27 protein-coding genes are annotated in these 24,967 nt (G+C 33.5%); 15 read left to right on the top strand and 12 right to left on the bottom strand.

The genetic code is table 11. From position 1 onward, the window contains the following. Window position 1 precedes the first annotated feature (1 nt). On the top strand, window positions 2-1,399 hold the full coding sequence (locus B3L86_RS12670; RefSeq protein ID WP_291119820.1) for an FAD-binding oxidoreductase: 1,398 nt from the start codon (window positions 2-4) through the stop codon (window positions 1,397-1,399). 142 nt (window positions 1,400-1,541) lie between these two features. Here the strand turns inward: B3L86_RS12670 and B3L86_RS12665 are convergent, their stop codons facing one another. The 11 genes from B3L86_RS12665 to B3L86_RS12615 all read right to left on the bottom strand — a co-directional run bounded on the left by B3L86_RS12665 (window position 1,542) and on the right by B3L86_RS12615 (window position 13,839). Then, complete coding sequence (locus tag B3L86_RS12665) at window positions 1,542-2,114, bottom strand: hypothetical protein (protein ID WP_291119816.1); 573 nt, start codon at window positions 2,112-2,114, stop codon at window positions 1,542-1,544. 45 nt (window positions 2,115-2,159) lie between these two features. Then, window positions 2,160-2,924 carry an MlaD family protein gene (locus B3L86_RS12660; protein WP_291119814.1) on the bottom strand — a complete coding sequence of 255 codons (765 nt, stop codon included), beginning with the start codon at window positions 2,922-2,924 and terminating at the stop codon, window positions 2,160-2,162. 6 nt (window positions 2,925-2,930) lie between these two features. Continuing rightward, window positions 2,931-3,680, bottom strand: coding sequence for an ABC transporter ATP-binding protein (locus B3L86_RS12655; protein ID WP_291119811.1), 750 nt, complete (start codon window positions 3,678-3,680; stop codon window positions 2,931-2,933). Beyond that, window positions 3,677-4,513 (bottom strand): MlaE family ABC transporter permease, encoded by an 837-nt coding sequence (locus tag B3L86_RS12650; RefSeq protein ID WP_291119807.1) that lies wholly within the window; start codon window positions 4,511-4,513, stop codon window positions 3,677-3,679. Before B3L86_RS12650 ends, B3L86_RS12655 begins: the two co-directional genes overlap by 4 nt. 204 nt (window positions 4,514-4,717) lie before the next feature. Beyond that, a complete protein-coding gene (gene secA / locus B3L86_RS12645; protein ID WP_291119805.1) occupies window positions 4,718-8,065 on the bottom strand; it encodes a preprotein translocase subunit SecA in 3,348 nt (1,115 codons plus the stop codon). A 78-nt stretch (window positions 8,066-8,143) separates the two neighbouring features. After that, window positions 8,144-8,365: a DUF2795 domain-containing protein gene (locus B3L86_RS12640; protein WP_188361882.1), complete on the bottom strand. Its 222-nt coding sequence runs from the start codon at window positions 8,363-8,365 to the stop codon at window positions 8,144-8,146. Between the two features lie 178 nt (window positions 8,366-8,543). Next, a complete protein-coding gene (locus tag B3L86_RS12635) occupies window positions 8,544-9,113 on the bottom strand; it encodes a cob(I)yrinic acid a,c-diamide adenosyltransferase (protein ID WP_291119801.1) in 570 nt (189 codons plus the stop codon). Between the two features lie 109 nt (window positions 9,114-9,222). Then, window positions 9,223-10,083 (bottom strand): ATP-grasp domain-containing protein, encoded by an 861-nt coding sequence (locus B3L86_RS12630; protein ID WP_291119799.1) that lies wholly within the window; start codon window positions 10,081-10,083, stop codon window positions 9,223-9,225. A gap of 186 nt (window positions 10,084-10,269) precedes the next feature. Then, complete coding sequence (locus tag B3L86_RS12625) at window positions 10,270-10,959, bottom strand: ABC transporter ATP-binding protein (RefSeq protein WP_291119796.1); 690 nt, start codon at window positions 10,957-10,959, stop codon at window positions 10,270-10,272. A gap of 80 nt (window positions 10,960-11,039) precedes the next feature. Beyond that, entirely contained in the window at window positions 11,040-11,882 is an 843-nt protein-coding gene (locus B3L86_RS12620) for a class I SAM-dependent methyltransferase (protein ID WP_291119793.1), read from the bottom strand. A 97-nt stretch (window positions 11,883-11,979) separates the two neighbouring features. Then, window positions 11,980-13,839: an ABC-F family ATP-binding cassette domain-containing protein gene (locus tag B3L86_RS12615; RefSeq protein WP_291119790.1), complete on the bottom strand. Its 1,860-nt coding sequence runs from the start codon at window positions 13,837-13,839 to the stop codon at window positions 11,980-11,982. Between the two features lie 178 nt (window positions 13,840-14,017). Between B3L86_RS12615 and B3L86_RS12610 the strand changes: the two genes are divergently transcribed. The 12 genes from B3L86_RS12610 to B3L86_RS12555 all read left to right on the top strand — a co-directional run bounded on the left by B3L86_RS12610 (window position 14,018) and on the right by B3L86_RS12555 (window position 22,969). Then, window positions 14,018-15,187, top strand: a complete 1,170-nt coding sequence (locus tag B3L86_RS12610; protein ID WP_291119787.1) for a glycosyltransferase family 2 protein — start codon at window positions 14,018-14,020, stop codon at window positions 15,185-15,187. Window positions 15,188-15,325: 138 nt separating this feature from the next. Further along, complete coding sequence (locus tag B3L86_RS12605) at window positions 15,326-16,696, top strand: dihydrolipoamide acetyltransferase family protein (RefSeq protein WP_291119785.1); 1,371 nt, start codon at window positions 15,326-15,328, stop codon at window positions 16,694-16,696. 150 nt (window positions 16,697-16,846) lie between these two features. Continuing rightward, complete coding sequence (locus B3L86_RS12600) at window positions 16,847-17,623, top strand: 3'-5' exonuclease (RefSeq protein ID WP_291119782.1); 777 nt, start codon at window positions 16,847-16,849, stop codon at window positions 17,621-17,623. A 26-nt stretch (window positions 17,624-17,649) separates the two neighbouring features. Continuing rightward, the gene (locus B3L86_RS12595; protein ID WP_291119779.1) at window positions 17,650-18,261 is read left to right on the top strand and encodes a fumarylacetoacetate hydrolase family protein; all 612 of its coding nucleotides are present in this window, start codon (window positions 17,650-17,652) and stop codon (window positions 18,259-18,261) included. Window positions 18,262-18,264: 3 nt separating this feature from the next. Continuing rightward, a complete protein-coding gene (locus B3L86_RS12590) occupies window positions 18,265-18,609 on the top strand; it encodes an Hpt domain-containing protein (RefSeq protein WP_188361871.1) in 345 nt (114 codons plus the stop codon). Window positions 18,610-18,809: 200 nt separating this feature from the next. Next, on the top strand, window positions 18,810-20,057 hold the full coding sequence (locus B3L86_RS12585) for a CinA family nicotinamide mononucleotide deamidase-related protein (protein WP_291119774.1): 1,248 nt from the start codon (window positions 18,810-18,812) through the stop codon (window positions 20,055-20,057). A 74-nt stretch (window positions 20,058-20,131) separates the two neighbouring features. Continuing rightward, complete coding sequence (gene rpmB, locus B3L86_RS12580; RefSeq protein ID WP_026711523.1) at window positions 20,132-20,368, top strand: 50S ribosomal protein L28; 237 nt, start codon at window positions 20,132-20,134, stop codon at window positions 20,366-20,368. Between the two features lie 27 nt (window positions 20,369-20,395). After that, the gene (gene rpmG, locus B3L86_RS12575; protein ID WP_112087260.1) at window positions 20,396-20,578 is read left to right on the top strand and encodes a 50S ribosomal protein L33; all 183 of its coding nucleotides are present in this window, start codon (window positions 20,396-20,398) and stop codon (window positions 20,576-20,578) included. An 8-nt stretch (window positions 20,579-20,586) separates the two neighbouring features. After that, window positions 20,587-20,739: a DUF4295 domain-containing protein gene (locus B3L86_RS12570; protein WP_291119769.1), complete on the top strand. Its 153-nt coding sequence runs from the start codon at window positions 20,587-20,589 to the stop codon at window positions 20,737-20,739. A 96-nt stretch (window positions 20,740-20,835) separates the two neighbouring features. Continuing rightward, on the top strand, window positions 20,836-21,789 hold the full coding sequence (ftsY, locus tag B3L86_RS12565; RefSeq protein ID WP_188361868.1) for a signal recognition particle-docking protein FtsY: 954 nt from the start codon (window positions 20,836-20,838) through the stop codon (window positions 21,787-21,789). Next, entirely contained in the window at window positions 21,789-22,088 is a 300-nt protein-coding gene (locus tag B3L86_RS12560; RefSeq protein ID WP_291119766.1) for a hypothetical protein, read from the top strand. The genes ftsY and B3L86_RS12560 overlap by 1 nt, the downstream gene beginning before the upstream one ends. A 23-nt stretch (window positions 22,089-22,111) precedes the next feature. Continuing rightward, window positions 22,112-22,969: a sulfurtransferase gene (locus B3L86_RS12555; protein WP_291119763.1), complete on the top strand. Its 858-nt coding sequence runs from the start codon at window positions 22,112-22,114 to the stop codon at window positions 22,967-22,969. A gap of 15 nt (window positions 22,970-22,984) precedes the next feature. Here the strand turns inward: B3L86_RS12555 and B3L86_RS12550 are convergent, their stop codons facing one another. After that, on the bottom strand, window positions 22,985-24,052 hold the full coding sequence (locus B3L86_RS12550; protein ID WP_291119760.1) for a serine hydrolase domain-containing protein: 1,068 nt from the start codon (window positions 24,050-24,052) through the stop codon (window positions 22,985-22,987). Window positions 24,053-24,161: 109 nt separating this feature from the next. Here B3L86_RS12550 and B3L86_RS12545 point away from each other — a divergent pair, with 109 nt between their 5' ends. Next, window positions 24,162-24,581: a lipocalin family protein gene (locus B3L86_RS12545; protein ID WP_291119757.1), complete on the top strand. Its 420-nt coding sequence runs from the start codon at window positions 24,162-24,164 to the stop codon at window positions 24,579-24,581. Further along, the gene (locus tag B3L86_RS12540) at window positions 24,581-24,877 is read left to right on the top strand and encodes a DUF721 domain-containing protein (RefSeq protein WP_291119754.1); all 297 of its coding nucleotides are present in this window, start codon (window positions 24,581-24,583) and stop codon (window positions 24,875-24,877) included. The genes B3L86_RS12545 and B3L86_RS12540 overlap by 1 nt, the downstream gene beginning before the upstream one ends. Window positions 24,878-24,967: the final 90 nt, after the last annotated feature.

Below are 24,967 nucleotides of genomic sequence, written 5' to 3'. Positions count from 1 at the left end.
CATGCAACTTACACAGGATATTCTCAAAAAATTAGAAATTATTGTCGGTCAATCGTTTGTTTTTACTGATGTAGAAACACGAAATCACTATGGTCATGATGAAACGGAAGATTATGTTTTTCCGCCAAATGTTGTGGTGAAACCTTCAAACGCAACTGAAATTTCTGAGATTTTAAAAATCGCCAATCAATATAAAATTCCTGTAGTTCCCATTGGTGGTAGAACAGGGTTGAGTGGCGGAGCATTATCTGTTCAAGGTGGAATCGGACTATCGATGGAACGATTTAATAAAATTTTATCCATTGATGAACAAAATTTGCAAGTGATTACCGAGCCTGGTGTGATTACACAAGTGTTACGCGAAGCTGTTTCTGAAAAAGGACTTTTCTATCCGGTTGATCCAAGTAGTATGGGAAGTTGTTTCATTGGCGGAAATGTTGCCGAAAATTCCGGTGGAGCGAGAGCTGTAAAATATGGTGTTACCAAAGATTATGTTTTGAATTTAGAAGTGGTTTTGCCAACCGGAGATATTATTTGGACCGGAGCCAATACATTAAAAAATTCAACAGGATACAACCTGACTCAATTGATGGTTGGGAGCGAAGGAACGCTGGGAATTGTCACTAAAATTGTTTTGAAGTTACTTTCCAAAAACACGCATAACGTATTGATGTTAGTTCCGTTTTACAAAGCTAATGAGGCTTGTGAAGCGGTTTCTGCCATTTTTAGAGCAGGAATTGTACCCAGTGCATTAGAGTTTATGGAACGCGATGCCATTGATTGGGCAGTAGAATACATTGATGGATTGAATGTGCAAGTGAAAAATGAAATTCAAGCTCATTTACTCATTGAAGTAGATGGAAATTATCCTGAAATTTTGTTGGCTGAAGCCGAAAAAATAATGACAGTGGTGGAACAATTTCAAATTGATGACATTCTTTTTGCAGATACCGAAGATGAAAAAAATGCCTTGTGGAAAATGCGGCGAAGTATTGCAGAAGCGGTCAAATCCAATTCAATTTATAAGGAAGAGGATACGGTTGTGCCGCGTTATGAATTACCAAAATTATTAGATGGAATTAAATCCATCGGAAAAAAGTATGGTTTTAAATCCGTTTGTTATGGTCATGCTGGCGATGGAAATTTGCATGTGAATATTATAAAAGGAAATATGTCAGATGAAAATTGGCAAACAGAAGTTCCAAAAGGAATTAAAGAAATTTTTGAATTAACGGTTTTATTAAAAGGCACACTTTCAGGAGAACATGGCATTGGATATGTGCAAAAAGATTATATGAGTATTGCTTTTAGCAAAACTCATTTGGAATTAATGGAACGAATAAAATTTGTTTTTGATCCAAATGGGATATTAAATCCGGGCAAGATTTTACCGGGTTAATCCCGTTTATTTTTCTTTTCTCTTTTCTCCTCTTTTTTTTCTTTTGGAGTTTTAAGAGGTTCTTTTTTAACTGTTTTCCGAACGTCTTTACCTTTAGCCATGAGATTTGTTTTTATAATCTATTCAGTAAAGGTATGATGTTTTAATTCAATCCGAGTTCTTTTTTTATGGATTCATTAAAAATCATTTGAAAAATTCTACTTTGATTACTGTCATAGTTGATGAATTTCCATTCGCTATTTGTCAATTCATCTGCAACTGCAATCATGATTTCTTCTCCTTCAACATAAAATCCGTTTCTTGATTTTTCAAAAGTAACTTTCTTATTTTTCATATTTTCATTAAACGAATTAGTCATTTCAGTGATTTGTTCTGCGGATAATGGCTCTTCAAAGATGATTCGCATAGCACTATTGTATCTAATGACACAAAAAGTTCTATCTTCAATTTTTTTTAATTCAGAATATGAAAATTTTGGTTCAGGAAAAACCAACCTGATTCGTAGGACATCATTTTGAAATGCTTGGTCCATGCCTTGTAATAAAACGTCTTTAGAAACAATATCAAATATTTTTGGATAGGTGTAGTCTAAAACTTTTTCAAAATCCATGTTGTATGAAGCATCATACATTTTTTTGCTTTCGCTTTTTAAGGCTTCAACAGATTGAGCAAATGAAAGGGTTGATATTAAAAGAAAAGTAATAATTAATTTCATGGCAAAGTATTTTGTCAAAAATAAGCATCTTTACGAAAAGAAGAGTTAATTTTTATTTAATGCTGCTTTCTTTTTTTCTTCTTCAATTTTTCTTTCTTTTTCCTTTTTTTCTTCCGCAGCTTTTTTAGCTTTTAGAGTGGCTCTTTCTTTTCGTTTAAAAAATCCTCTCAGTAAAAAATTTTCTTTGGCAGCTTCCATGTTTTCATCTAAACCTTTTGAGCTACTTTCTAGGTTTGACATAGTTTGGCTTAAATTTTCTGCAATTTTTGGGTCATTAATCAATCTTCCTAATGTTCCTTCACCACTGTTAATTGCAATCATTATCTCGGCTAATTCGTCTGAAATTATCTCGGCATTTTCGGCAGTAACTTTTAAACTCGCAACTATTTCATCAAGTTCAATTGGCTCATTAGAAACTAGTGCGGCACCATCTTTTGCAAAGTTTGCATTACTGGTTCCTTGAGATATTTGAAGTAGTTTGTCACCAATTAATCCTTCAGAACCTATGCTTACTTCACTATTTGTTTTAATGAATTTTTGAACATCTTTTTTAATAAACATTGTTACACTTACGGTTGAGTCATTAATAATTGTTACCGCATCTACAGTTCCAACATTAATTCCTGAAAAACGGACTTTGTTCCCAACCTGCAACCCACTTACATTATAAAAAGTGGTAGTTAGTGAATAAACCGGATTAAATAAGTTTTTTTGTTTACCAATTAAAAATATGGCTACAACAAAGAGGAAGATGCCAATCGCTATAAAAAGGCCTAATCGTATTTTGAAATTTTGTGAATGCTCTTTCATATTATTTTAATTAAAAAATGATTGGATTAATTGTTCGTTAGATGCTTCAAAATCGTTTAATGTACCTTCTTTAAAAACCAAACCATCGTCTAACATTATGATTCGGTTGGCTGTTTTTTGAGCACATTTAATGTCGTGAGTAATAATTATCGATGCTGTTTTATATTTTTTTTGAACCTCTACAATCAACTCACTAATTTCGTTTGATGTAACAGGATCAAGTCCGGTTGTAGGTTCATCATACAACATAATTTTTGGATCAATAACTAAAGTTCTTGCAAGACTGATTCTTTTTCTCATTCCACCCGAAAGTTCAGAAGGCATTTTGTTGATTGAATCGGCCAGACCAACATTTTCAAGCACTTCTTTTACTTTTTCTTCTATTTGACTTTCGGTTAACTCTTTTTTTATTCTGCGTAATGGAAATTCGATGTTTTCTTTAACTGTCATCGAATCATATAAAGCTCCTCCTTGAAACAGAAAGCCCATTTTTTCTCTAATCAAAGCTAGTTTTTCACCCGAAGCAGAAGTCATATTTTCATCAAACACGGTTATTGAACCACTATCAGTTGGTAATAATCCGACGAGACACTTTATTAAAACGGATTTTCCTGTTCCTGATTTACCGAGAACAACTAAATTTTCACCTTCAAATAATGACAATGAAACGTCTTTCAAAATCAAATCGGCACCAAATGATTTTTTGAGATTTGAGATTTCAACCACTTTTTTTCTATTTGTATTTTCGGTCTTCATATAATCATATCAGTAATTTGAACAGCAATCATATCAATTATGATTACTAATAAAGAGGCTAAAACAACAGCAGAATTTGCTGCTTTTCCAACACTTTCTGTACCTCTTCCTGCATTAAATCCTTTATAACAACCCACCAAACCAATAGCTGCTCCAAAAAAGAAAGTTTTGATTATGGCTGGAAATAAATCGATGAATTCAACATGTCTAAAAGCTTGTGAAAAAAACAAAACAAATGAAACATCACCTTTGATATTTGCACCAAGCCAACTTCCCAAAATTCCTAAAGCATCTGCATATAAAACCAACAACGGAATCATCAATGTTGCTGCTAAAACTCGAGTTACTATAAGAAATCGAACGGGATTGGTAGAAGAAACTTCCATGGCATCAATTTGTTCAGTTACTTTCATGGAGCCTAATTCCGCTCCAATACCTGAACCAATTTTTCCGGCACAAATCAAAGCCGTAATAACGGGACCCATTTCACGAATAATAGAAAGAGCAACCATACTTGGCAACATGGTTTCTGCTCCAAATTTTAATAGAACAGGTCGTGATTGGATAGTAAGTACCAAACCCATAATTGTTCCTGTAATTGAAATAAGTGGGAGCGTTTTATAACCTATTTGATAACATTGTTTTATAAACTCTTTGAATTCAAAATCACGCGAAAAGGTTTCCTTGAAAACTAAAATCAAAAAAAGGGTAACATCGGATATTTTAGAAAAAAAGGAAAAAGCTTCTTCCTTTTTAGCAATAGATTTTTCACTTAAAGCGATAATTCGGCTTTTAGTTTTAGTAATCGATGCATTTGCAATGTCATTCCTCATAGTTGAATTCTTTTTATACTATCTTATTTACAGTTTCGATTTTAAGGATAAATTTTATAAAATTTGGATGATGTAAAGGTGAAAAAATTCGACATTGAAAGTGTTACATAACTTTATTTTATAATTACATGATTATTACAAGATGCACAAAAAAAATCCCCAATTGAAAAACAATTGAGGATTACTTTTTTGAATTACTTTAGTCTAGTGAACCAAAACCCATTCGCCGCCGGCAATCATGCTTTCAGCTTTTTTAAATTTCATGGTTTCAGTTTTTCCACTCATTACATGTTTTATAGTAACAGTATCGTTTCTATTAATCTTTGGAGCATCTCTAACTATAGTCTCAGTTACATGTTGACGTTGTGTTTGTCCTGCTTCACGATTTTGAGCTGCTAATGTGTCACTGTTTGGTATTTCGTCTTTAGATGTTTTATAGTTTTCTTTTTGACGAACTTCCCTAGCTTCACTAATATTTGCGTTTTGATTTGGTAAATCGCCTTTAAATAAGAATGAAATAACTTCTTTATTCACATTATCTAGCATGGCTTTGAATAAATTGAATGCTTCAAACTTATAAATTAGTAATGGATCTTTTTGTTCGTGAACCGCTAATTGAACCGATTGCTTCAATTCATCCATTTTGCGAAGATGCTTTTTCCAAGCTTCGTCAACAATGGCTAAAGTGATGTTTTTTTCAAAATCAGTAACCAATTGACGACCTTCTGATTCATATGCTTTTTTCAAATCGGTAACAACGTTCAAAGTTTTGCTACCATCAGTAAACGGAACAACAATTCTTTCGTATTGGTTGTTTGGATTTTCAAAAACATTTTTAATAATCGGATAAGCTTCTCTGGCATCACGACCGTTTTTCTCTTGATAATAATTTAATGCCGCTTTATAAACTTTTCCGGTTAATTCGATTTCAGTTAATTTATTGAATTCACTTTCTGTAACAGGAGAAGTGATTGAAAAATAGCGTATTAATTCAAATTCAAAATTCTTGAAATCGTTTGATAATTTATTTGCAGTAATAATATTTTCGCAAGTATCATAAAGCATGTTTGCAATATCTACTTTCAAACGTTCCCCGTGAAGAGCGTGTCTTCTTCTTTTGTAGACTACTTCTCTTTGAGCATTCATAACGTCATCATATTCTAATAAACGTTTACGAACACCAAAATTGTTTTCTTCTACTTTTTTCTGAGCTCTTTCAATAGACTTGGTCATCATTGAATGTTGAATTACTTCACCTTCTTTCAAGCCCATTCTATCCATAACTTTTGCAACGCGTTCTGAACCAAACAAACGCATTAAATTATCTTCTAACGAAACATAAAACTGTGAACTTCCCGGATCTCCTTGACGACCGGCACGACCACGTAACTGTCTGTCTACACGTCTGGAATCATGACGTTCTGTTCCGATAATGGCTAAACCGCCTGCAGCTTTTACTTCAGCAGATAATTTAATATCGGTTCCACGACCTGCCATGTTGGTTGCAATAGTTACAACTCCTGGATTTCCTGCCTCGGCTACAATCTCAGCTTCTTTTTTATGCATTTTAGCATTCAAGACATTGTGTGGAATGTTACGCATTTTCAACATTCTACTCAACAATTCTGAAATTTCAACTGAAGTTGTTCCAATTAACACAGGTCTTCCGGCCTGAGATAATTTTGTTACATCTTCAATTACAGCATTGAATTTTTCACGAGTGGTTTTATAAATCAAATCTTCTTGATCTTTTCTTGCCATCGGACGGTTGGTTGGAATTTCTACCACATCCAATTTGTAAATTTGCCAAAGCTCTCCCGCTTCAGTTACAGCAGTACCGGTCATACCGGCAAGTTTGCTATACATACGGAAATAATTTTGAAGCGTAACCGTAGCAAATGTTTGTGTTGCTGCTTCAATTTTTACATTTTCTTTGGCTTCAATTGCTTGATGTAAACCGTCAGAATAACGACGACCGTCCATGATACGTCCGGTTTGTTCATCAACAATCATGATTTTATTATCCATGATTACATATTCCACATCTTTTTCAAAAAGGGTATATGCTTTCAATAATTGTGTTAGTGTGTGAATGCGTTCAGATTTGATTCCAAAGTCTTGAAAAAGTTTTTCTTTTTCTTCAGCTTCAGCATCTTTTTCCAACTTCATTTTTTCGATACGTGCAATTTCAGTACCAATGTCAGGAAGTACAAAGAAACTTTCGTCTGTATCTTTTGATAGGAATTTAATACCGTTATCGGTTAATTCAACTTGGTTGTTTTTTTCTTCAATCACAAAATACAAAGCTTCATCAACTTTTGGCATTTCGCGATTGTTATCTTGCATATAAAAATTTTCAGTTTTTTGAAGTAATTGTTTAATTCCTTCTTCACTTAAAAATTTGATTAGTGCTTTATTTTTTGGAAGTGCACGATAAGCTCTTAATAAACTAAATCCGCCCTCTTTTGTGTTGCCTTCTTTAATGAGTTTTTTGGCTTCAGTTAAAAATCCGGTAGCTAAATTTCGTTGAAGTGTTACTAAGTTGTCAACTTTTGGTTTCAATTCATTAAATTCATGTCTGTCTCCTTGAGGCACCGGACCCGAAATAATTAATGGCGTTCTGGCATCATCAATTAAAACCGAATCGACCTCATCGACAATGGCATAATTGTGCTTGCGTTGTACCAAATCTTCAGGAGAATGAGCCATATTATCCCTTAAATAATCAAAGCCAAACTCGTTGTTGGTTCCATAGGTAATATCAGCTTCATACGCTTTTCTTCGTGCTTCAGTGTTTGGTTGATGATTATCAATACAATCAACTGTTAAGCCATGAAATTCAAAAATAGGAGCTTTCCAAGTGCTATCACGTTTTGCTAAATAATCATTCACAGTAACCAAGTGAACTCCGTTTCCGGTAAGAGCATTCAAATAGAGTGGAAGCGTGGCTACTAAAGTTTTTCCTTCACCTGTTTGCATCTCGGCAATTTTACCTTGATGTAAAACCACACCACCAATCAACTGGACATCATAGTGAATCATGTCCCAAGTAATTTCTTTACCTGCGGCGTTCCATGAATTTAACCAAACAGCGTTGTCACCCTCAATAGAAATATAGGATTTTGTAGCAGAAAGTTCAATGTCTTTTGGTGTTGCTTTTACAACAACTTGTGTGTTGTCTTTAAATCGTTTTGCAGTTTCTTTTACAACAGCAAAAGCTTCAGGTAGAATTTCTAATAAAGTTCTTTCAGAATTCTCATAAGCCTCTTTTTCTAAACTGTCAATCAAGACATAAAGATCTTCTCTTTTGTCAAAATCGGCAGTGGCTTCAACTTCAATCTTTAAAGCTGCAATTTTATCATCCTGAGTGGCTCTGGACGATTTGATTTTTTCTTTAAAGAAATTAGTTTTCGCACGCAATTCGTCGTGCGATAAAGAACTTAGGTTAGATTCAAAAGTTTTAATTTTTGAAAGTAAGGGCTGGATTGCTTTGACATCTTTTTCTGATTTGTCTCCCACAAAAGCCTTAAGTATACTGTTTAAAATACTCATATTTTTTTATTATTGAATGCAAATTTATACAAAAAAAAAGCCTCTAATGAGACTTTTTCGGGTTAGTTTTTTATTTTTTTAATATTCATCCTCATTCCAAAGATAATCTTCGTCAGTTGGATAATCCGGCCAAATTTCTTCCATTGATTCATACACTTCACCTTCGTCTTCAATAGATTGAAGATTTTCAACCACCTCCAATGGAGCACCGGTTCGGATGGCATAATCAATCAATTCATCTTTAGTGGCTGGCCACGGTGCATCACTTAAATACGATGCCAATTCTAATGTCCAATACATCTGCTAGCGGTTTAATTTTATGCAAAAATAAATTTATTACTGAAATAGTCAAGTAAAAAGTGATTTATTTTACCAAAAAGTGTTTTTTTACTTTTTTAAAGGTAAGAACGTGGTTAAAATAGTGTTCAGTATTCAGTTTTTTAGTGTTCAGTTTATACTGATGACTGATGACTGCCAACTACTTTCTCGGAATCCATTTTACTTCATCCGCTTGAAGGTCAAATGACAACTTTCGTGCCAACACAAAAAGGTAGTCAGAAAGTCGGTTTAAGTATTTTAAAACCTGCTCATCTGTCGGTTCTAACTCGTGAAGATGCACCGATAGGCGTTCTGCTCTTCGGCAAACACATCTTGCAATATGACAATATGACACAGTTGTATGTCCGCCGGGAAGCACAAAATGCGTCATTTGAGGTAATGCATCGTTCATCGAATCAATTTCATTTTCTAATAATTGAATGTCTTCTTCAGAAATTCTATTGATGTTTAAACGCGGTTGACCATTTTTTAAAATTTCTTTTTCCGGAGGAGTAGCTAAAATGGCTCCAACGGTAAAAAGTCGGTCTTGCACTTCAATTAGAATGTTTTTATACAATTGATTGATGTTTTGATCCCGAATCAATCCAATGTGTGAATTCAATTCGTCCACCGTTCCGTAGCTTTCAATACGTATGTGGTGTTTGGGAACACGTGTTCCGCCAAAAAGTGCAGTGGTTCCGCTGTCGCCGGTTTTGGTGTATATTTTCATTTTTTGAGGTTCTGAGTATCTGAGTTGCTAAGGTACTAAGTTTTTTTAATTGGGCTGAATTAAATCGTAGTTTTAAGATAGTAAGGAATAACCTCAGAGCCTTAGAACCTTAGTTTCTTAGCACCTTTAAAAAACCTTCTACAAATCGCTCTCTCGCTCCATCAGACAAGTCGAAATACAAATCGGGTTCAATGAGTTCGATTTCCATCAAGTGAAGTTTATTTTCGATAACAATGCCATCAACACGAGCATAAAGTAATTTTTCAGGAATTTTTGATACAACTAATTCGGCTTGAAGTACTAAATCTTGATTGGGTTCAATTAAAGTATATTTTCCGCCATATTGAATTTGAACTCGAAAATCATTTTCGATTGGTTTTTTGTTCACGGCATGTGAAAATTTTCCATCAAAAAAGATAAAGGATGTTTCGCCTAAATCTTTTATTTCCGGACGAAATTCTTGCAAAAGAAAATCTTTGGTTTCAAAATGTTCGTTGAATTCTTCTTGAATCGATTCTAATTCACTTCGATCAATTAATTTGGTCAAATAACTTCCGGCTGAAAACGCTGGTTTAATTACAATTTTCTCCCAATTCTCGGGAATTAAATTTCGTAAATTTTGAGATGAATTTTTTTCTAAAAAAATCGTAGGAAGTATTGAAATTCCTTCTTTTTCTAATTCTTTTAAATAAAATTTATGTTTGTTTTTTTGAATGACGGAGATCGGGTTGAATGTCTTAATTCCTAATGATTTGATTTTATCCAACCATAAATTAAAAGTAATTTCTTTTTGATAATAGTCCCACGTATTTCTGAAAATGAGGAAATCAAATTGAGTCCAATCAATTGACTCATCATCCCAAACAACAGCTTGAGCTTGTATGGAATATTGAGCAAATAAAGGAATTAATTTTTGATCTGATTCTAAAAGTTCAGGTAAACGAGCACAGGTTAAAATGCCTATTTTCATTTTTAGTTTTGTTTCTTTTTGGAGTAATAATTGGTTTTGAAATTTCTATTTCGGCGATTGTTTCTTTGTTTATTCGCCATTCTTGAAACAAGAACTACTGCTGCAAAAAGTACAACTATTGCTATAATTAAGGTTTTCATAATTGGATTGTAACGATGTAAACAAAGTTACAAAAATGGAAGTTTATTATTTTACTTTTTCATCTTTTTCAACTAATCCATCACGCAATCTAATAATTCTGTGGGCATGAGCCGCAATGTCTTCTTCGTGCGTTACAACAATGACAGTGTTTCCGTTAGCATGAATCTCATTAAATAAATTCATGATTTCTTCGGATGTTTTGCTATCCAAATTACCGGTTGGTTCATCAGCAAGAATAATAGAAGGTTTGTTGACTAACGCTCTTGCGACAGCAACACGTTGTCTTTGACCACCTGACAATTCGTTGGGTTTGTGATCCATTCTATCATCAAGACCAACTTGTTTTAAAACTTCTGAGGCTCTAATGTTTCGATCTGTTTTAGAATAACCTGCATAGACCATTGGCAAGGCAACATTGTCTAATGCTGTTGTTCTGGGCATTAAATTAAAAGTTTGAAAAACAAACCCTATTTCTGTATTTCTGATATCTGCCAGTTCATCATCATCCATTTGACTCACATCTTTTCCGTTTAGAATATAGGTCCCGGAGGTTGGCGTATCCAAACAACCTAAAAGATTCATTAACGTTGACTTTCCTGATCCCGATGGACCCATTAACGCCACATATTCCCCTTTATTAATTTCTAAATCAATGCCTTTTAAAACATAAATGATTTCACTTCCCAAAACAAAGTCTCGTTTTAGATTGGTTATTTTAATTAATGGATTTGCCATGTTTTATTGAGAATTTAGAAATTTGAATTCAAAAATTATAATTTTCTTATAAGTAGAAAAAAATCGGACTTTGTTACAAATTAAATCCTAATTCGTTCAAAAATATAAGAACTGATGTTTTTATTTGGGTTGATGATGAAATGCTCTTTCACTTGTTCTTTTCTAAAAAATACAATCCCCCATTGAAAGGTATCAATTGTAACGGTAACTTTTGGATGACGTTTAATTATTTCCCAAGCTTCTTCCATGTCTTTGGACCAGTGAATGTCATCGAAAATCCAAATGGTTTTATTTGTAGTTGTTTCAATTAGAATATCAAAGTATTTTAAAGTTGCTACTTTAGAGTGATTTCCATCAAAATAAACCATATTCCAATCGGTATCCGAAAATGACGATTTATCAAAATCATGGAGAAATATTTCAAATTCAGAATTAATAAAATCTATATTTTCTAACTGTTCTAAATTAAAACATTTTAAAAATTTATTACTTGTGAATTGTGAAGTTTCCCTACATCCTTCGACCGAAATAATTTTTGTGTTTTTTAAAGCAATTGATGCAGCATATGTGGCAATTCCCAGAGATGTTCCAAGTTCTAAAAAAGTTGATGGTTGAAAATAATTAATTAATCTAAATAGTAGTTTTGCCCTGTAAGTTGAAATACCGGCAATTTTAGCAATTTTTGATACTTCTCTTCGATTGGTTTTGAAAATTCGTGAACCTGCCCCAAAATCAGTTACGTTAATTTTAGTTTTGTCTTCTATCAAAGATTTTTTATAATCAATGATGTTTTCATATTCATAGTAATTCGTTTCATCATAAAAGCAATTCGTCACCAAATCAAACACAAATGGGGAGTGAACGCCATGTTCGTTTTTGGAATTTAGTAGAAACTTGAAATAAGATTTTAGGAAGTGTTGCACAGCGTCTCACAATGTTTGTCACAAAGTAACGCAAAGTAACAATAAGAAAAAAACGTAGTGAAACTTTGTGTTTAACTTTGTGATTCTTAGTGCTACTTTATTCCATTTTCGAAGAAAGTTCAAACCACCTTTCTTCTTTATCTTCTAATTTCTTTATAATTATTTGAAGTTCATTCGCTTTTTTCTCAATAGCATCATCCGCTACTTTTCCATCGGCAAATAACTGTTCGATTTGCTTTTTCTCAAATTCCAAATCTTTGATTTCTCTTTCTATTTTTTGAAATTCTTTCTGTTCGTTAAACGATAAATTTCCAGCCGGATTATTTTGCTTCCATGCTTTTTTATCAGCTTTGTTTTCTTCTTTCAAAGCTACATCGGCACTGTCTTCGTAAGCTCTAAAATCGGAATAGTTACCCGGAAAATCTTCAATTTCACCTTCGCCACGAAAGACAAATAAGTGATCTACAATTTTATCCATAAAATAACGATCGTGCGAAACTACTAACAAACATCCGGGAAAATCCAATAAAAAACTTTCCAAAACATTCAAGGTTACAATATCTAAGTCATTTGTAGGCTCATCCAAAATCAAAAAGTTCGGATTCTGAATCAAAACCGTACACAAATACAATCTTTTCAATTCGCCACCACTTAATTTTTCTACAAAATCATATTGTTTTTTTGCATCAAAAAGAAAACGTTCCAACAATTGCGAAGCCGAAATAATTTTCCCTTTCGTAAGCGGAATATATTCGCCGTATTCCTTAATAATATCAATTACTTTCTGACCCGGTTTCGGATTGATGCCGCTTTGCGTATAATAACCAACTTTAATCGTTTCGCCAATCACCACTTTTCCGGCATCGGGCAACATGGTTTTAGTCAAAATATTCAAAAAAGTCGATTTCCCTGTTCCGTTTTTTCCGATAATTCCAATGCGTTCTCCACGTTGAAAATCATACGAAAAATTGTCAAGAATCACTCGGTCTTTGAATTTTTTATACAGTTTATGAAGCTCAATAATCTTGCTTCCCATTCGTTCCATATTGATTTCAAGCTCGACCACATTTTCTTTTCGGCGACTCTCGGCTTTTTCCTTAATCACATAAAAATCATCCTGACGAGATTTTGATTTGGTGGTTCTCGCCTTCGGTTGGCGACGCATCCAAGCCAATTCTTTCACAAAAAGATTTTGAGCTTTGTCAATACTAGCATTTTCAGAAGCAATTCGTTCTTCTTTTTTCTCGAGATAATAGGAGTAATTTCCTTTGTATTGGTATAGTTTTCCGTTGTCTAATTCGATAATTTCATTACAAACACGTTCCAAAAAGAAACGGTCGTGCGTCACCATAAACAACGTGATATTTTCTTTGGCAAAATAACTTTCCAACCATTCAATCATCTCCAAATCCAAGTGGTTGGTTGGCTCATCCAAAATCAATAAATCCGGACGATTAATCAAAATAATCGCCAACGAAAGTCGCTTTTTTTGTCCACCCGAAAGACTTTTGACTTTCAATTTAAAATCTTCCAACTTCAGTTTGAACAAAATCTGTTTGAATTGGGTTTCAAAATCCCATGCATTGTGTTGGTCCATCAAATCAAACGCTTTTTGATAAGCTTCTTCATTTTCCGGATTTTCTAATGCTTTTTCGTATTGTTCAATTACTTTCAGCGTTTCGTTATCACTGGCAAAAATGCTTTCTTCAATCGTCAATTCATCTTGTAAATTAGGTTTTTGCGACAAAAAAGCCATTCTGATATTTTTTCGAACCACCACTTGACCCGTATCCGGTTCATCAAAACCGTTAATAATGTTCATAATGGTTGTTTTTCCCGAACCATTTTTTGCAATAAAAGCAATTTTCTGGTCTTTGTTGATGCCAAACGAAATATTGTCAAACAACACGCGTTCGCCGAAGGATTTGGATATATTTTCTACTGAAAGATAGTTCATTTAATGTATAAATGTGGCAATTTGCCAATTAGTCAATGATTTTAAAAGTGCAAAAGTAATGCTTTATTTTTTCTGAAACGAATTACTAAAACTACATGACTTATACACCTTAAAGGTTTTTGAAACCTATAGGGTGTAATATTTTCAAATTGCCACATTTTCACATTATATTTGTCCTATGCAACTATCCGTCATCATCCTAAATTACAATGTTCGTTATTTTCTCGAACAATGTGTGCTCAGTGTTCAAGCCGCTTTGCAACACATTGACGGTGAAATAATTGTAATCGACAATAATTCATCCGACGATAGTTGTCAAATGATGAAAACCCGTTTTCCTCACATCAAACTCATTGAAAACAACGATAACACCGGTTTCCCAAAAGGAAACAACATTGGAGCTGCTGAAGCAAAAGGCGAATACATCTGCATTCTCAATCCCGACACCGTTGTCGCAGAAGATACTTTCACAAAAATTTTAAACTCCCAACTTCAAACTCCCAACTCCAAACTCGGAATTCTAGGTTGCAAACTCATCGACGGCACCGGAAATTTCCTCCCCGAGAGCAAACGCGGCATTCCAACACCTTGGGTGGCGTTTACAAAAATCTTCGGGTTGTATAAAATTTTTCCGAAAGTTCAGTTATTCAATCAATATTATGCTGAGCATTTAACTGAAAATCAATCCGGAAAAGTAGATATTTTGGTGGGAGCATTTATGCTAATGAAACGTGATTTATACAATGAAGTCGGCGGATTCGACGAAAATTGTTTTATGTATTCCGATGACATTGACTTGAGTTACATGGTTTTGAAAAAAGAAAAATGGAATTATTATTTTGCCGAAACCACCGTCATTCATTATAAAGGAGAAAGCACCGTGAAAGACGGAACGTATATGAAACGTTTTCAAGAGGCAATGGATTATTTTTATGCCAAACATTTCAAAAAATCATCTTTTTTTAGTGTTTTTATGAAAGTTGGAAGTTTCTTTTTTGCTTTTCTAAAGAAAAATAAAGCGAGAGTTTCCAATAGAAAAATTGACAATTATATTTTAATTTCTGAAAATGAGTTATTAAAAGAAGAACTAGAAAAATTGTTAGGAAAAAATGTTAAAAGGCTATCATCCTCTTTTAAAAATGAATTACCTTCGCTATTAAAAGGAATAAATTCGAACATTGAAATCATTTTTGATCAGAACGATTTGACTTTTTCAAGCATCATTTCAGCAATGGAATTGTATAAAAATGAAAAAGTAACTTTTAAAATCATTCCCAATCAAAGTGATTTTATGATTGGAAGCAACAGCAGCAACGATAGAGGAGAAGTCGTGATGATTGAAAAATAATGATTTTGATTATTAATTTTTGAAGTTAACATTGATTTTTGTAATTGACATTGAAATTTTATTGATAATTACAAAAACCAATCCTTTTTTTAGTAATTTCGCAAACTGAAACACAAAATAAACCGTTAGGTTAAAGATATGGCAAAATTTGAATTAAAATTGCCCAAAATGGGTGAAAGTGTTGCCGAAGCAACAATTACCAATTGGCTTAAAAAAGTTGGAGAGAAAATCGATGCCGATGAAGCCGTCTTGGAAATCGCTACTGACAAAGTTGATAGCGAAGTTCCATCTGAGGTTTCTGGTACTTTGGTGGAGATTCTATTTCAGGTGGATGATGTTGTTCAAGTAGGTCAAACGATAGCTATTATTGATACAGAAGGAGGTAATCCTCCGGTAGCATCGCCAGTTGTTGAAGAAGCTCCAATTGTTGAAGTGGTTAAAGAAATTGAGAAAACAATTGAAGTTGCTAAAGAAATTGTACAAACCGTTGAGCCGGCAGCAGTAGATTTTTCTTCATCAGAAAAATTCTTTTCGCCATTAGTAAAAAATATAGCTAAAGAAGAAGGTGTTTCAATTGCAGAATTGGAAACCATTAAAGGTTCAGGAAAAGAAGGCCGTGTAACAAAAGATGATATTTTATCTTATGTAAAAGACCGAGCCAATCAACCTGTTGCGGTTCCAAAGCAAGCAGCTGTTGTTGCAGAAATTCCAAAAGCAGAAGCAAAAGTTGAATCTTCAAAGGTTGAATCTCCAAAAGTAGAATCAACTCCAGAGAAAAAAATTCCGGTTTCCGTAAACGGTCAAGACGAAATCATCGAAATGGATCGTATGCGAAAACTGATTTCAGGTTATATGGTAGCATCCAAACAAACGTCGGCTCACGTGCAGTCGTTCATTGAAGTGGATGTCACTAATATTGTAAATTGGAGAAACAAAGTGAAAGATGCTTTTGAAAAAAGAGAAGGCGAGAAGTTAACGTTTACTCCAATATTCATGGAAGCTGTTGCAAAAGCCATCAAAGACTTCCCGATGATTAATATTTCTGTTGAAGGAGATTACATCATCAAAAAGAAAAACATCAATTTAGGAATGGCTGCGGCATTACCAAACGGAAACTTAATTGTTCCGGTTATTAAAAATGCAGATATGCTTAACCTTGTCGGTTTAACAAAAACAGTAAACGATTTAGCCAATCGTGCTCGAAATAACCAATTAAAACCTGACGAAATTCAAGGCGGAACCTATACAGTTACTAATGTGGGAACTTTCGGCAGCGTTTTCGGAACACCTATTATCAACCAACCACAAGTAGCCATTTTAGCTTTAGGAGCTATCAGAAAAGTTCCGGCTGTAATTGAAACTCCAACCGGAGACTACATCGGAATTCGTCACAAAATGTTCTTGTCACACAGTTATGACCACCGTGTAGTAGATGGTTCATTAGGTGGACAATTCGTAAAACGAGTAGCTGATTATCTAGAAGGTTTCAGTGAAAATAGAGAATTTTAAAACAAAGTAAAACTATTTTTAAAACCCTTTCACGATTAAAAAGTAGAAAGGGTTTTTACTTTTAAAAAACTTAAAAAACTCCTAAAAAAAAGAAACCAATCGTTCAAAGGTAAACTCAAACACTTATATTTGTCCTTCTAAAATTTTAAAATGGAACTTAAATTAAACAGACCAATTTGCTTTTTTGACCTTGAAACAACCGGAGTAGACGTAGCCAAAGACAGAATTGTAGAAATTTCCATTTTTAAAGTTTATCCAAACGGAAACAAAGAAAGTAAAACTTGGTTGGTTAATCCTGAAATGCCAATTCCGTATTTAGCCTCTCAAGTCCATGGTATTACAGATGAAAAAGTAGCAAATGAACCCACTTTTAAAGAGCTTTCCGGACAGATTTATACCATGATTAAAGATTCTGATTTAGCCGGTTTCAATTCGGATAGATTTGACATACCATTATTGGCGGAAGAACTTTTGAGAGCAGAAGTAGATTTTGATATGAAAAACAGAGTGTCTGTTGATGTTCAAACTATTTTTCATAAAATGGAGGAACGTACTTTGAGTGCGGGATATAAATTTTATTGCGGAAAAAGCTTAGAGAATGCTCATTCTGCAGAAGCAGATACTATGGCAACTTACGAAATCCTAAAAGCTCAATTAGAACGTTATCCTGAATTAGAAAACGATATGAAATCGCTTTCTGAATTTACTACTCGAAAAAAATCAGTCGATTTTGCTGGATTTATAACATTTAATGATAAAGGACAGGAAATTTTTTCTTTTGGAAAACACAAAGGTGCTTTGGTTGAAAAGGTATTAGATGAGGAACCGGGATATTTTGGGTGGATACAAAATGCAGATTTTCCATTGTATACCAAAAAAGTACTGACAGCCATAAAACTCAGAAAATTAAACAATAAACTAAGTTAAAAAAAAGTCTCAGTAATTCAGAAAAAATGAAAATCATCTGCATCGGAAGAAATTACACCAAACACATTGAGGAATTACAAAATGAGCGACCTGATGAACCAGTGGTTTTTTTAAAGCCAGATAGTGCTGTTTTATTAAAGCAGCATCCGTTTGTGATCCCTGAATTTAGTGATGATATTCATCATGAAGTTGAAATATTAGTGAGAATTAACAAAGTTGGAAAATACATCGATGCTAAGTTTGCTTCAAATTATTATGATGAAATAGGTTTAGGAATTGATTTCACCGCACGTGATTTACAAGCCAAATTAAAAGAAAAAGGATTGCCTTGGGAAAAAGCCAAAGCTTTTGACGGTTCAGCGGTTATTGGTAGCTTTTTATCGAAAAAAGATTTTAGTTCCACAGAAAACATTAATTTTGAACTGAGAAATAACGGTAATATTGTGCAAAAAGGTAATACCAGCCACATGTTATGGAAAATAGATGAGCTTATTTCTTATGTTTCACAATTTTTTACACTCAAAATTGGTGACATTATTTTTACCGGAACACCTCAAGGTGTTGCAAAAGTAAAAGCAAACGATATCCTAGAAGGATTCATTGAAGAACAAAAATTATTTCGAATACAAGTAAAATAAAAAATGGCATTACATTATAATTTGGCCAAAGTTTACGCACTTTCAGACAATGATCCTGAATTTGTATACCAAATCATCACACTTTTTGTAAATGAAGTCCCTGAGGATTTAAAATTTATCAAAAAAGGGATTGAAGATAAAGACCATAAATTAGCTTATAGCTATGCTCATAAAATAAAACCAACTCTTGATTTATTAGGATTAAACGTGGCCTACGAGGAGAATCTTTTGGTGATGGAATGGACCAAAAGAGAAGGTAAACGCAAAGAAATAAAAGAGGTTTTCAAAAGTATTGAAGATCAAATTGACAAAGCTGTTAAAGAAATTCACAAAGATTTCGATTTATAAGAAACGAATTCCTTTATAAGCAAAAGGCAGTCAGATTCATTGCAATTTCTATAGTAATTGAGATATCTGTTCGGTGTTTTTGTCAAATAAAAATCGATTTTTTTAGTTCCGAGCTTTTTACTTTTTATCTGCCAGCTAATGCATGGTTTAGGTTAGAATAGTTGCTAAATTTAGCAAATAATATCTCAGAAACTTACACAATGAAAGCAACCATTATCACAATTGGGGACGAAATTCTTATTGGACAAATCACTGATACCAATTCCGGATACATTGCAAAATCATTAGATAAAATCGGAATTCAGGTTCACGAAATGGTATCTATTAGTGATGAAAAATCACATATTTTAGAAACTTTTTCTAAAGTACAAGACCAAGTTGATTTTGTCATCATTACCGGAGGTTTGGGGCCAACAAAAGATGATTTGACTAAGCTTACTTTTTGTGATTATTTTGAAGATATATTGATTAAAAACCAACAAGTAGAAAATCACATTGTTGCCTTATTTGAAAAATTAAATTTCAGAGTTTCGCAAGTCAATCTTGATCAAGCATTAGTACCTTCAAAATGTGTGGTTTTACAAAATGATTATGGAACGGCACCGGGAATGTGGATGCAAAAAGGGAAAACAGTTTTTGTGTCATTACCCGGAGTTCCTTATGAAATGAAAGCAATTGTTGCAAGTCACCTAATTCCAAAAATAGTTAAAGAGTTCAAACGTCCTTATGTTTTGCATAAAACGATTTTAACTTACGGACAAGGCGAAAGTATTGTAGCAGAACGCATTGAGTCATTTGAAGACAATTTACCAAGTTTTATAAAATTAGCCTATTTGCCGAGTCCGGGTAGAGTTCGATTACGCTTAACAGCACGTGGATTGGATGAAAATCTTCTTCTAAAAACTACAAATGAGTTAGTGTTACAGCTACAAGAATTAATAGGCGATATTATTGTTGGATTTGAAGAGGAGGAAAGTATAGAAGTGGTTTTAGGAAAAATACTCACTCAAAAAGGATTCACGCTCGCAACTGCAGAAAGCTGTACTGGAGGAAAGATTTCAGAAACCATTACTTCAATTTCGGGTTCGTCAGATTATTTCAGGGGAGGCGTTGTGACCTATGCCACAGATACAAAAGTAGCTTTGCTTGGAGTAAATGAAGCTACAATAGAAGCATTTTCCGTTGTTAGCAAAGAAGTTGCAGAAGAAATGGCACTTGGAGTAAAGAAAGTTTTGAAATCAGATTTTGCTATTGCAACTACCGGTAACGCAGGACCAGCAAAAGGAGAAGCTCCGGCAGATTTGGGAACGGTTTGTATTGCCATAGCTACACCTAATGGTGTTTTTTCGGAAGCATTTAATTTTGGTCAGCCCCGTCAAAAAGTGATAGACAGAGCAGTAAACAAAGGACTTGAATTACTTTTAAAAGAAATTTTAAAAAACTACTAAAATTTGTTTGTGTAATAGATTAGTTTTTTGTTTCTTTGCACCCTGATTTTGAATAACGATAAAAGATAAGCATAATGTCAAGAGTTTGTGACCTTACAGGTAAAAGAGCGATGGTAGGAAACAATGTTTCTCACGCGATGAACAAAACTAAGAGAAAATTTTCTGTAAACTTAGTTAAAAAACGTTTCTATCTTGCTGAAGAAGACAGATGGATTACGCTAAGAGTGGCTGCGTCTACTATAAAAACGATTAACAAAAAAGGGTTAGCTGCTGTATTAAAAGATGCAAAAGCAAACGGATTTATTTCATAATCCCAACCCAATTAAATATACAGAAAAATGGCAAAGAAAGGTAATAGAATCCAAGTAATTTTAGAGTGTACAGAGCACAAAACTTCAGGAGTTCCTGGGACGTCTCGTTATATCACTACTAAAAACAAAAAGAATACTCCGGACAGATTAGAGATTAAAAAATTTAATCCAATCTTGAAAAAAGTAACAGTTCATAAAGAAATTAAATAAGATAAGAAATGGCAAAGAAAACCGTAGCAACGTTACAAACAGCGTCAAAAAGATTAACTAAAGCCATTAAAATGGTAAAATCTCCAAAAACCGGAGCTTATACTTTTGTTGAATCTGTAATGGCTCCTGAACTTGTAGATAATTTCTTGAAAAAGAAATAATTTTAAATAGATAGTATATAGCTAAGCTACTTTCCTTGAAAGTGGCTTTTTTATTTTTATATTTGCTCTCAGAATAAAATACTTAAAAATAAGAATATGAGTTTTTTCAAACGAATATTTTCTTCCGAAAAAAAGGAAACTTTAGATAAAGGATTAGAACAAACTAAAACATCATTTTTTTCTAAATTAACAAAAGCTGTTGCGGGCAAGTCAACCGTTGACGAAGATGTTTTGGATAATTTAGAAGAAGTATTAATTTCTTCAGATGTTGGTGTTAAAACCACCTTAAAAATAATTGATCGTATTGAAGAACGTGTCGCTAGAGATAAGTATTTGGGAACAGATGAGCTCAATAAAATTCTTCGCGAAGAAATCTCAGGTTTGTTGTCAGAAACAAATTCAGGTGAAGCCACCGAATTTGAAGTTCCAGTAAACAAAAAACCTTATGTAATTATGGTTGTTGGTGTAAATGGAGTTGGTAAAACTACAACAATTGGAAAATTAGCATATCAATTCAAAAAAGCAGGTCACAAGGTGGTTTTAGGTGCTGCTGATACTTTCAGAGCTGCTGCTATTGATCAATTGCAAATTTGGGCTGATAGAGTAGGTGTTCCAATCGTCAAACAACAAATGGGAAGTGATCCTGCATCTGTTGCATTTGATACCTTACAAAGTGCGGTTACTCAAAATGCAGATGTAGTTATTATTGATACAGCAGGACGTTTACACAACAAAGTTAACTTAATGAATGAGTTAACTAAAGTTAAACGTGTGATGCAAAAAGTGGTTGGCGATGCTCCACACGATGTTTTATTGGTTTTGGATGGTTCTACTGGTCAAAATGCATTCGAACAAGCTAGGGAGTTTACTGCCGCCACAGAAGTTTCTTGTTTAGCTGTAACCAAATTAGATGGAACGGCAAAAGGTGGTGTTGTCATCGGAATTTCTGATCAATTTAAAATTCCTGTAAAATATATTGGTGTAGGTGAAGGTATAGAAGACCTTCAAGTGTTTAACAAATATGAGTTTGTAGACTCTTTTTTTAATTAATGGAAAATCAAGAACCGGTTGTATTTAATAAGTATTTGGTGTCCTTAACCAAAATTGTTTCCGTCTACAGTTTCTTTTTTGTTTTATTGAAATCTATAGCTATTGTTAGAGGAGCTTGGATGATTCCTAATATTATTTTAGCCATTCCATTCATCATCATGGGGATTTTAACGGCATATACAGTTATTTACAAAAAGTATTCTTGGATAATTACAATTATTACTGTAGCACTCATTATAGCTGTTCGTTATTATGAATATGATTTGGTTTATTTTTTACAAGATAAATACGGGAATTAACTCAAAAAGTATTTAAAAAAAGAATGATTAATACAGTCACTCCGCTTATACAAGTTTATGAATTAAAAGAACTCGGCAATAGTGATAATTTAGTTATTCTTGATGTAAGCAACGGAAAAGATGCTAAATCCAATTACAATAAGAAACATTTAGACGGGGCAATTTTTGTGGACTTGAATTCACAACTTGCGGAAATTAAGGAGGATTTGTCAATTGGAGGAAGACATCCTTTACCTTCCATTGAAAAATTTTCTAAACTACTTTCAAGTTTAGGAATTACTCCTGAAAAGCATATTGTACTTTACGATGATAAAAACGGTTCAAATGCTGCTGCTCGAATGTGGTGGATGTTAAAATCTATCGGACACAAAAAAGTTCAAGTGCTTAATGGTGGTTTGCAAGAAGCTGAACAACATAATTATCCAACAAATTCTAAAGAAGAATTTTCTATTCCAACTAAGGAATACAAAATTGAAAATTGGAAACTACCATTGGCTACCATTGATGAAGTTGAAAAAGCGTCAAACAATCAAGATTATTTGATTATTGACGTTCGTGAAGCTACTCGATATAATGGTAGATTTGAACCTATTGATTTAATTTCCGGTCACATTCCCAATGCAATCAATATTCCGTTTTCAACTAATTTAGATGAGAATGGCCTTTTCTTATCACCTGAGTTACTGAAAGAAAAATATAATAATGTCTTTGAAAAGAAAAATTCAAATAAAATTATAGTACATTGTGGTTCTGGTGTTACAGCATGTCATACACTTTTAGCGATGGATTATGCTGGATTTGAAATTCCAAAATTGTATGTTGGTTCGTGGAGCGAATGGAGTAGGAACAACAAATCAATCGCGACAAATCAATCAATATAAAATTTTAAACAAAGGTTAATTAATCACCGCATTAATTTTTTGCCATAATTGATTATCAAAATCAGACAAAGCAAAATTTTCTTCATCGGCAACTTCTCCTAAACGGATAACTACCATTTTTTTACTTGGAATAACATAAATTTTCTGGTCATTTTTTCCCAAACCACTAACCATGTCAGTCGGAGCACTCGGTATCAAACAACCGGAAAATTGAAATTGCGTTTGTGGTAATCTATAACTTTCTTTTCCATTTAACCACCACATATAACCATAGGCTTTGTTTAAATTTTGAGAAGTTGAAATGGTATTTGTCATATAAGTTTCGGGAATTATTACTTCATTTTCCCATTTCCCTTTGTTCAAAGATAGTAGTCCAAAACGAGCCACACTACGGGTTGTACTCCAATAAACACTCAGTCCACCTAATGGAATCCAAGTGCCGCTCATGCCAATTTTATCTCGCAATTTATTATTGAAATAAGAGTTCCAAGTTTGATTTGAAGCTTCTGCAACAACATCTTGAAGTTTTACATACACATTATGATAAGCCCAACGAGAGCCTGCATCTGCAACATATTGTAGATTTGCTGGTGAAACATCATCTCCCAAAGTTTCATTTAAACCAGATGTCATCGTTAAAAGATGCCGATTCGTAATCAAATTTTCTTTAACCAAAGGTGCCGATGTCCAACCTGTTCCCAAATAATCTGAAACTTTATCATCACTATCGAGTAAGCCTTCTTTTTGAGCTATTCCAACTGTTGCTGTAGTTAATGTTTTTCCGGCACTTGCCCAATACCATGGCGAAGTTGCGGTGTGACCGTTGAAATAATTTTCCATCACAATGCGTCCATTTACTAAAACAATAAAACCTTTAGTGTGTTTTTCTTCTAGAAAAGTCAACAAAGGTTGTACTTGACTTTCATTCCAACCTAGCTCATTCATGGGTTTAGTTTCCCAAATATTTCCTGACAATGGTGGAAAATACATTGTATCAGATGGAATGTCTACTGAAGAATCAGCGTCAGACGAACAATTCAAAAGTAAAAACGATAACAAAATAAGTGGAAAAAAATGCTTCATAACTTTACGATTTTATGTCAACTTAGATTCAATCTTTTTAGAAAGGTTTAATCAAATTTACTTTTTATTCCTTCAAAATAATTGTAATTTTAAACTTTATTTTAAAACGATGAAACAACTTTTTTATTCCCTTCTTTTTTTGATTGTATTGATTTCTTGTCAAGAAAAAGTTGCTCCTGATGCTATTTCAAAAATAAATGGTTATTGGGAAATTCAAAAAGTACAATTACCTGATGGTCAAGAAAAAGAGTATTCAATAAACGAAACTGTTGATTATATCGAATGGAATGACGAAAAAGGTTTCAGAAAAAAAGTAAAACCACAATTTGATGGCAAGTTTTTGACAAATGATGAATTTGAAACCATTCAAATTAAAGATAGTTCCGGTATTTTTCAAATTCATTATAAAACTGATTTTGCCCAATGGAGCGAGGAAATCGTATCGTTATCCGATAGTATTTTAGTACTCAAAAACAAGCAAAATTTATACTATCATTATAAACGATTCAAACCCATTTCTATCCAATAATGGCCAAGCGATTAAGTAACGAAAGTCCGATTTCCGATGTACTCAAAGCGTTTATTGAAAATAATAAACTCCAATACGGTATGGACAAAATCGACGTTGAAAAAGCTTGGAAAGAACTCATGGGAAATGGCGTAAACACGTATACTAAAGAAGTTATCTTGAAAGGAACTACACTTTACGTCACCTTAACTTCGGCTGTTTTGCGTGAAGAACTTAGTTATGGAAAACAAAAAATCATCACGATGCTCAACGACGAATTAAGGAAAGATGTGGTTAAGGAATTGGTTTTGAGGTAGTGTTCAGTGTTCAGTTTTTAGTTGGCAATTTAGCTTCATAAAAAAAACCCACTTCAAAATTGAAATGGGATTTTATCTATTGTACTGACC

Source organism: Flavobacterium sp. UBA6135 (genome assembly GCF_002428305.1).
In the GTDB taxonomy this organism is placed as follows: domain Bacteria; phylum Bacteroidota; class Bacteroidia; order Flavobacteriales; family Flavobacteriaceae; genus Flavobacterium.
This window is presented reverse-complemented; position numbering and strand designations above follow the sequence as displayed.

What these genes read in the sequence shown, in the direction of transcription:
- B3L86_RS12670 (WP_291119820.1), top strand. Translation starts at nt 2, where the DNA reads ATGCAACTTACACAGGATATTCTCAAAAAATTAGAAATTATTGTCGGT.
- B3L86_RS12665 (WP_291119816.1), bottom strand. Translation starts at nt 2,114, where the DNA reads ATGAAATTAATTATTACTTTTCTTTTAATATCAACCCTTTCATTTGCT.
- B3L86_RS12660 (WP_291119814.1), bottom strand. Translation starts at nt 2,924, where the DNA reads ATGAAAGAGCATTCACAAAATTTCAAAATACGATTAGGCCTTTTTATA.
- B3L86_RS12655 (WP_291119811.1), bottom strand. Translation starts at nt 3,680, where the DNA reads ATGAAGACCGAAAATACAAATAGAAAAAAAGTGGTTGAAATCTCAAAT.
- B3L86_RS12650 (WP_291119807.1), bottom strand. Translation starts at nt 4,513, where the DNA reads ATGAGGAATGACATTGCAAATGCATCGATTACTAAAACTAAAAGCCGA.
- secA (WP_291119805.1), bottom strand. Translation starts at nt 8,065, where the DNA reads ATGAGTATTTTAAACAGTATACTTAAGGCTTTTGTGGGAGACAAATCA.
- B3L86_RS12640 (WP_188361882.1), bottom strand. Translation starts at nt 8,365, where the DNA reads ATGTATTGGACATTAGAATTGGCATCGTATTTAAGTGATGCACCGTGG.
- B3L86_RS12635 (WP_291119801.1), bottom strand. Translation starts at nt 9,113, where the DNA reads ATGAAAATATACACCAAAACCGGCGACAGCGGAACCACTGCACTTTTT.
- B3L86_RS12630 (WP_291119799.1), bottom strand. Translation starts at nt 10,083, where the DNA reads ATGAAAATAGGCATTTTAACCTGTGCTCGTTTACCTGAACTTTTAGAA.
- B3L86_RS12625 (WP_291119796.1), bottom strand. Translation starts at nt 10,959, where the DNA reads ATGGCAAATCCATTAATTAAAATAACCAATCTAAAACGAGACTTTGTT.
- B3L86_RS12615 (WP_291119790.1), bottom strand. Translation starts at nt 13,839, where the DNA reads ATGAACTATCTTTCAGTAGAAAATATATCCAAATCCTTCGGCGAACGC.
- B3L86_RS12610 (WP_291119787.1), top strand. Translation starts at nt 14,018, where the DNA reads ATGCAACTATCCGTCATCATCCTAAATTACAATGTTCGTTATTTTCTC.
- B3L86_RS12605 (WP_291119785.1), top strand. Translation starts at nt 15,326, where the DNA reads ATGGCAAAATTTGAATTAAAATTGCCCAAAATGGGTGAAAGTGTTGCC.
- B3L86_RS12600 (WP_291119782.1), top strand. Translation starts at nt 16,847, where the DNA reads ATGGAACTTAAATTAAACAGACCAATTTGCTTTTTTGACCTTGAAACA.
- B3L86_RS12595 (WP_291119779.1), top strand. Translation starts at nt 17,650, where the DNA reads ATGAAAATCATCTGCATCGGAAGAAATTACACCAAACACATTGAGGAA.
- B3L86_RS12590 (WP_188361871.1), top strand. Translation starts at nt 18,265, where the DNA reads ATGGCATTACATTATAATTTGGCCAAAGTTTACGCACTTTCAGACAAT.
- B3L86_RS12585 (WP_291119774.1), top strand. Translation starts at nt 18,810, where the DNA reads ATGAAAGCAACCATTATCACAATTGGGGACGAAATTCTTATTGGACAA.
- rpmB (WP_026711523.1), top strand. Translation starts at nt 20,132, where the DNA reads ATGTCAAGAGTTTGTGACCTTACAGGTAAAAGAGCGATGGTAGGAAAC.
- rpmG (WP_112087260.1), top strand. Translation starts at nt 20,396, where the DNA reads ATGGCAAAGAAAGGTAATAGAATCCAAGTAATTTTAGAGTGTACAGAG.
- B3L86_RS12570 (WP_291119769.1), top strand. Translation starts at nt 20,587, where the DNA reads ATGGCAAAGAAAACCGTAGCAACGTTACAAACAGCGTCAAAAAGATTA.
- ftsY (WP_188361868.1), top strand. Translation starts at nt 20,836, where the DNA reads ATGAGTTTTTTCAAACGAATATTTTCTTCCGAAAAAAAGGAAACTTTA.
- B3L86_RS12560 (WP_291119766.1), top strand. Translation starts at nt 21,789, where the DNA reads ATGGAAAATCAAGAACCGGTTGTATTTAATAAGTATTTGGTGTCCTTA.
- B3L86_RS12555 (WP_291119763.1), top strand. Translation starts at nt 22,112, where the DNA reads ATGATTAATACAGTCACTCCGCTTATACAAGTTTATGAATTAAAAGAA.
- B3L86_RS12550 (WP_291119760.1), bottom strand. Translation starts at nt 24,052, where the DNA reads ATGAAGCATTTTTTTCCACTTATTTTGTTATCGTTTTTACTTTTGAAT.
- B3L86_RS12545 (WP_291119757.1), top strand. Translation starts at nt 24,162, where the DNA reads ATGAAACAACTTTTTTATTCCCTTCTTTTTTTGATTGTATTGATTTCT.
- B3L86_RS12540 (WP_291119754.1), top strand. Translation starts at nt 24,581, where the DNA reads ATGGCCAAGCGATTAAGTAACGAAAGTCCGATTTCCGATGTACTCAAA.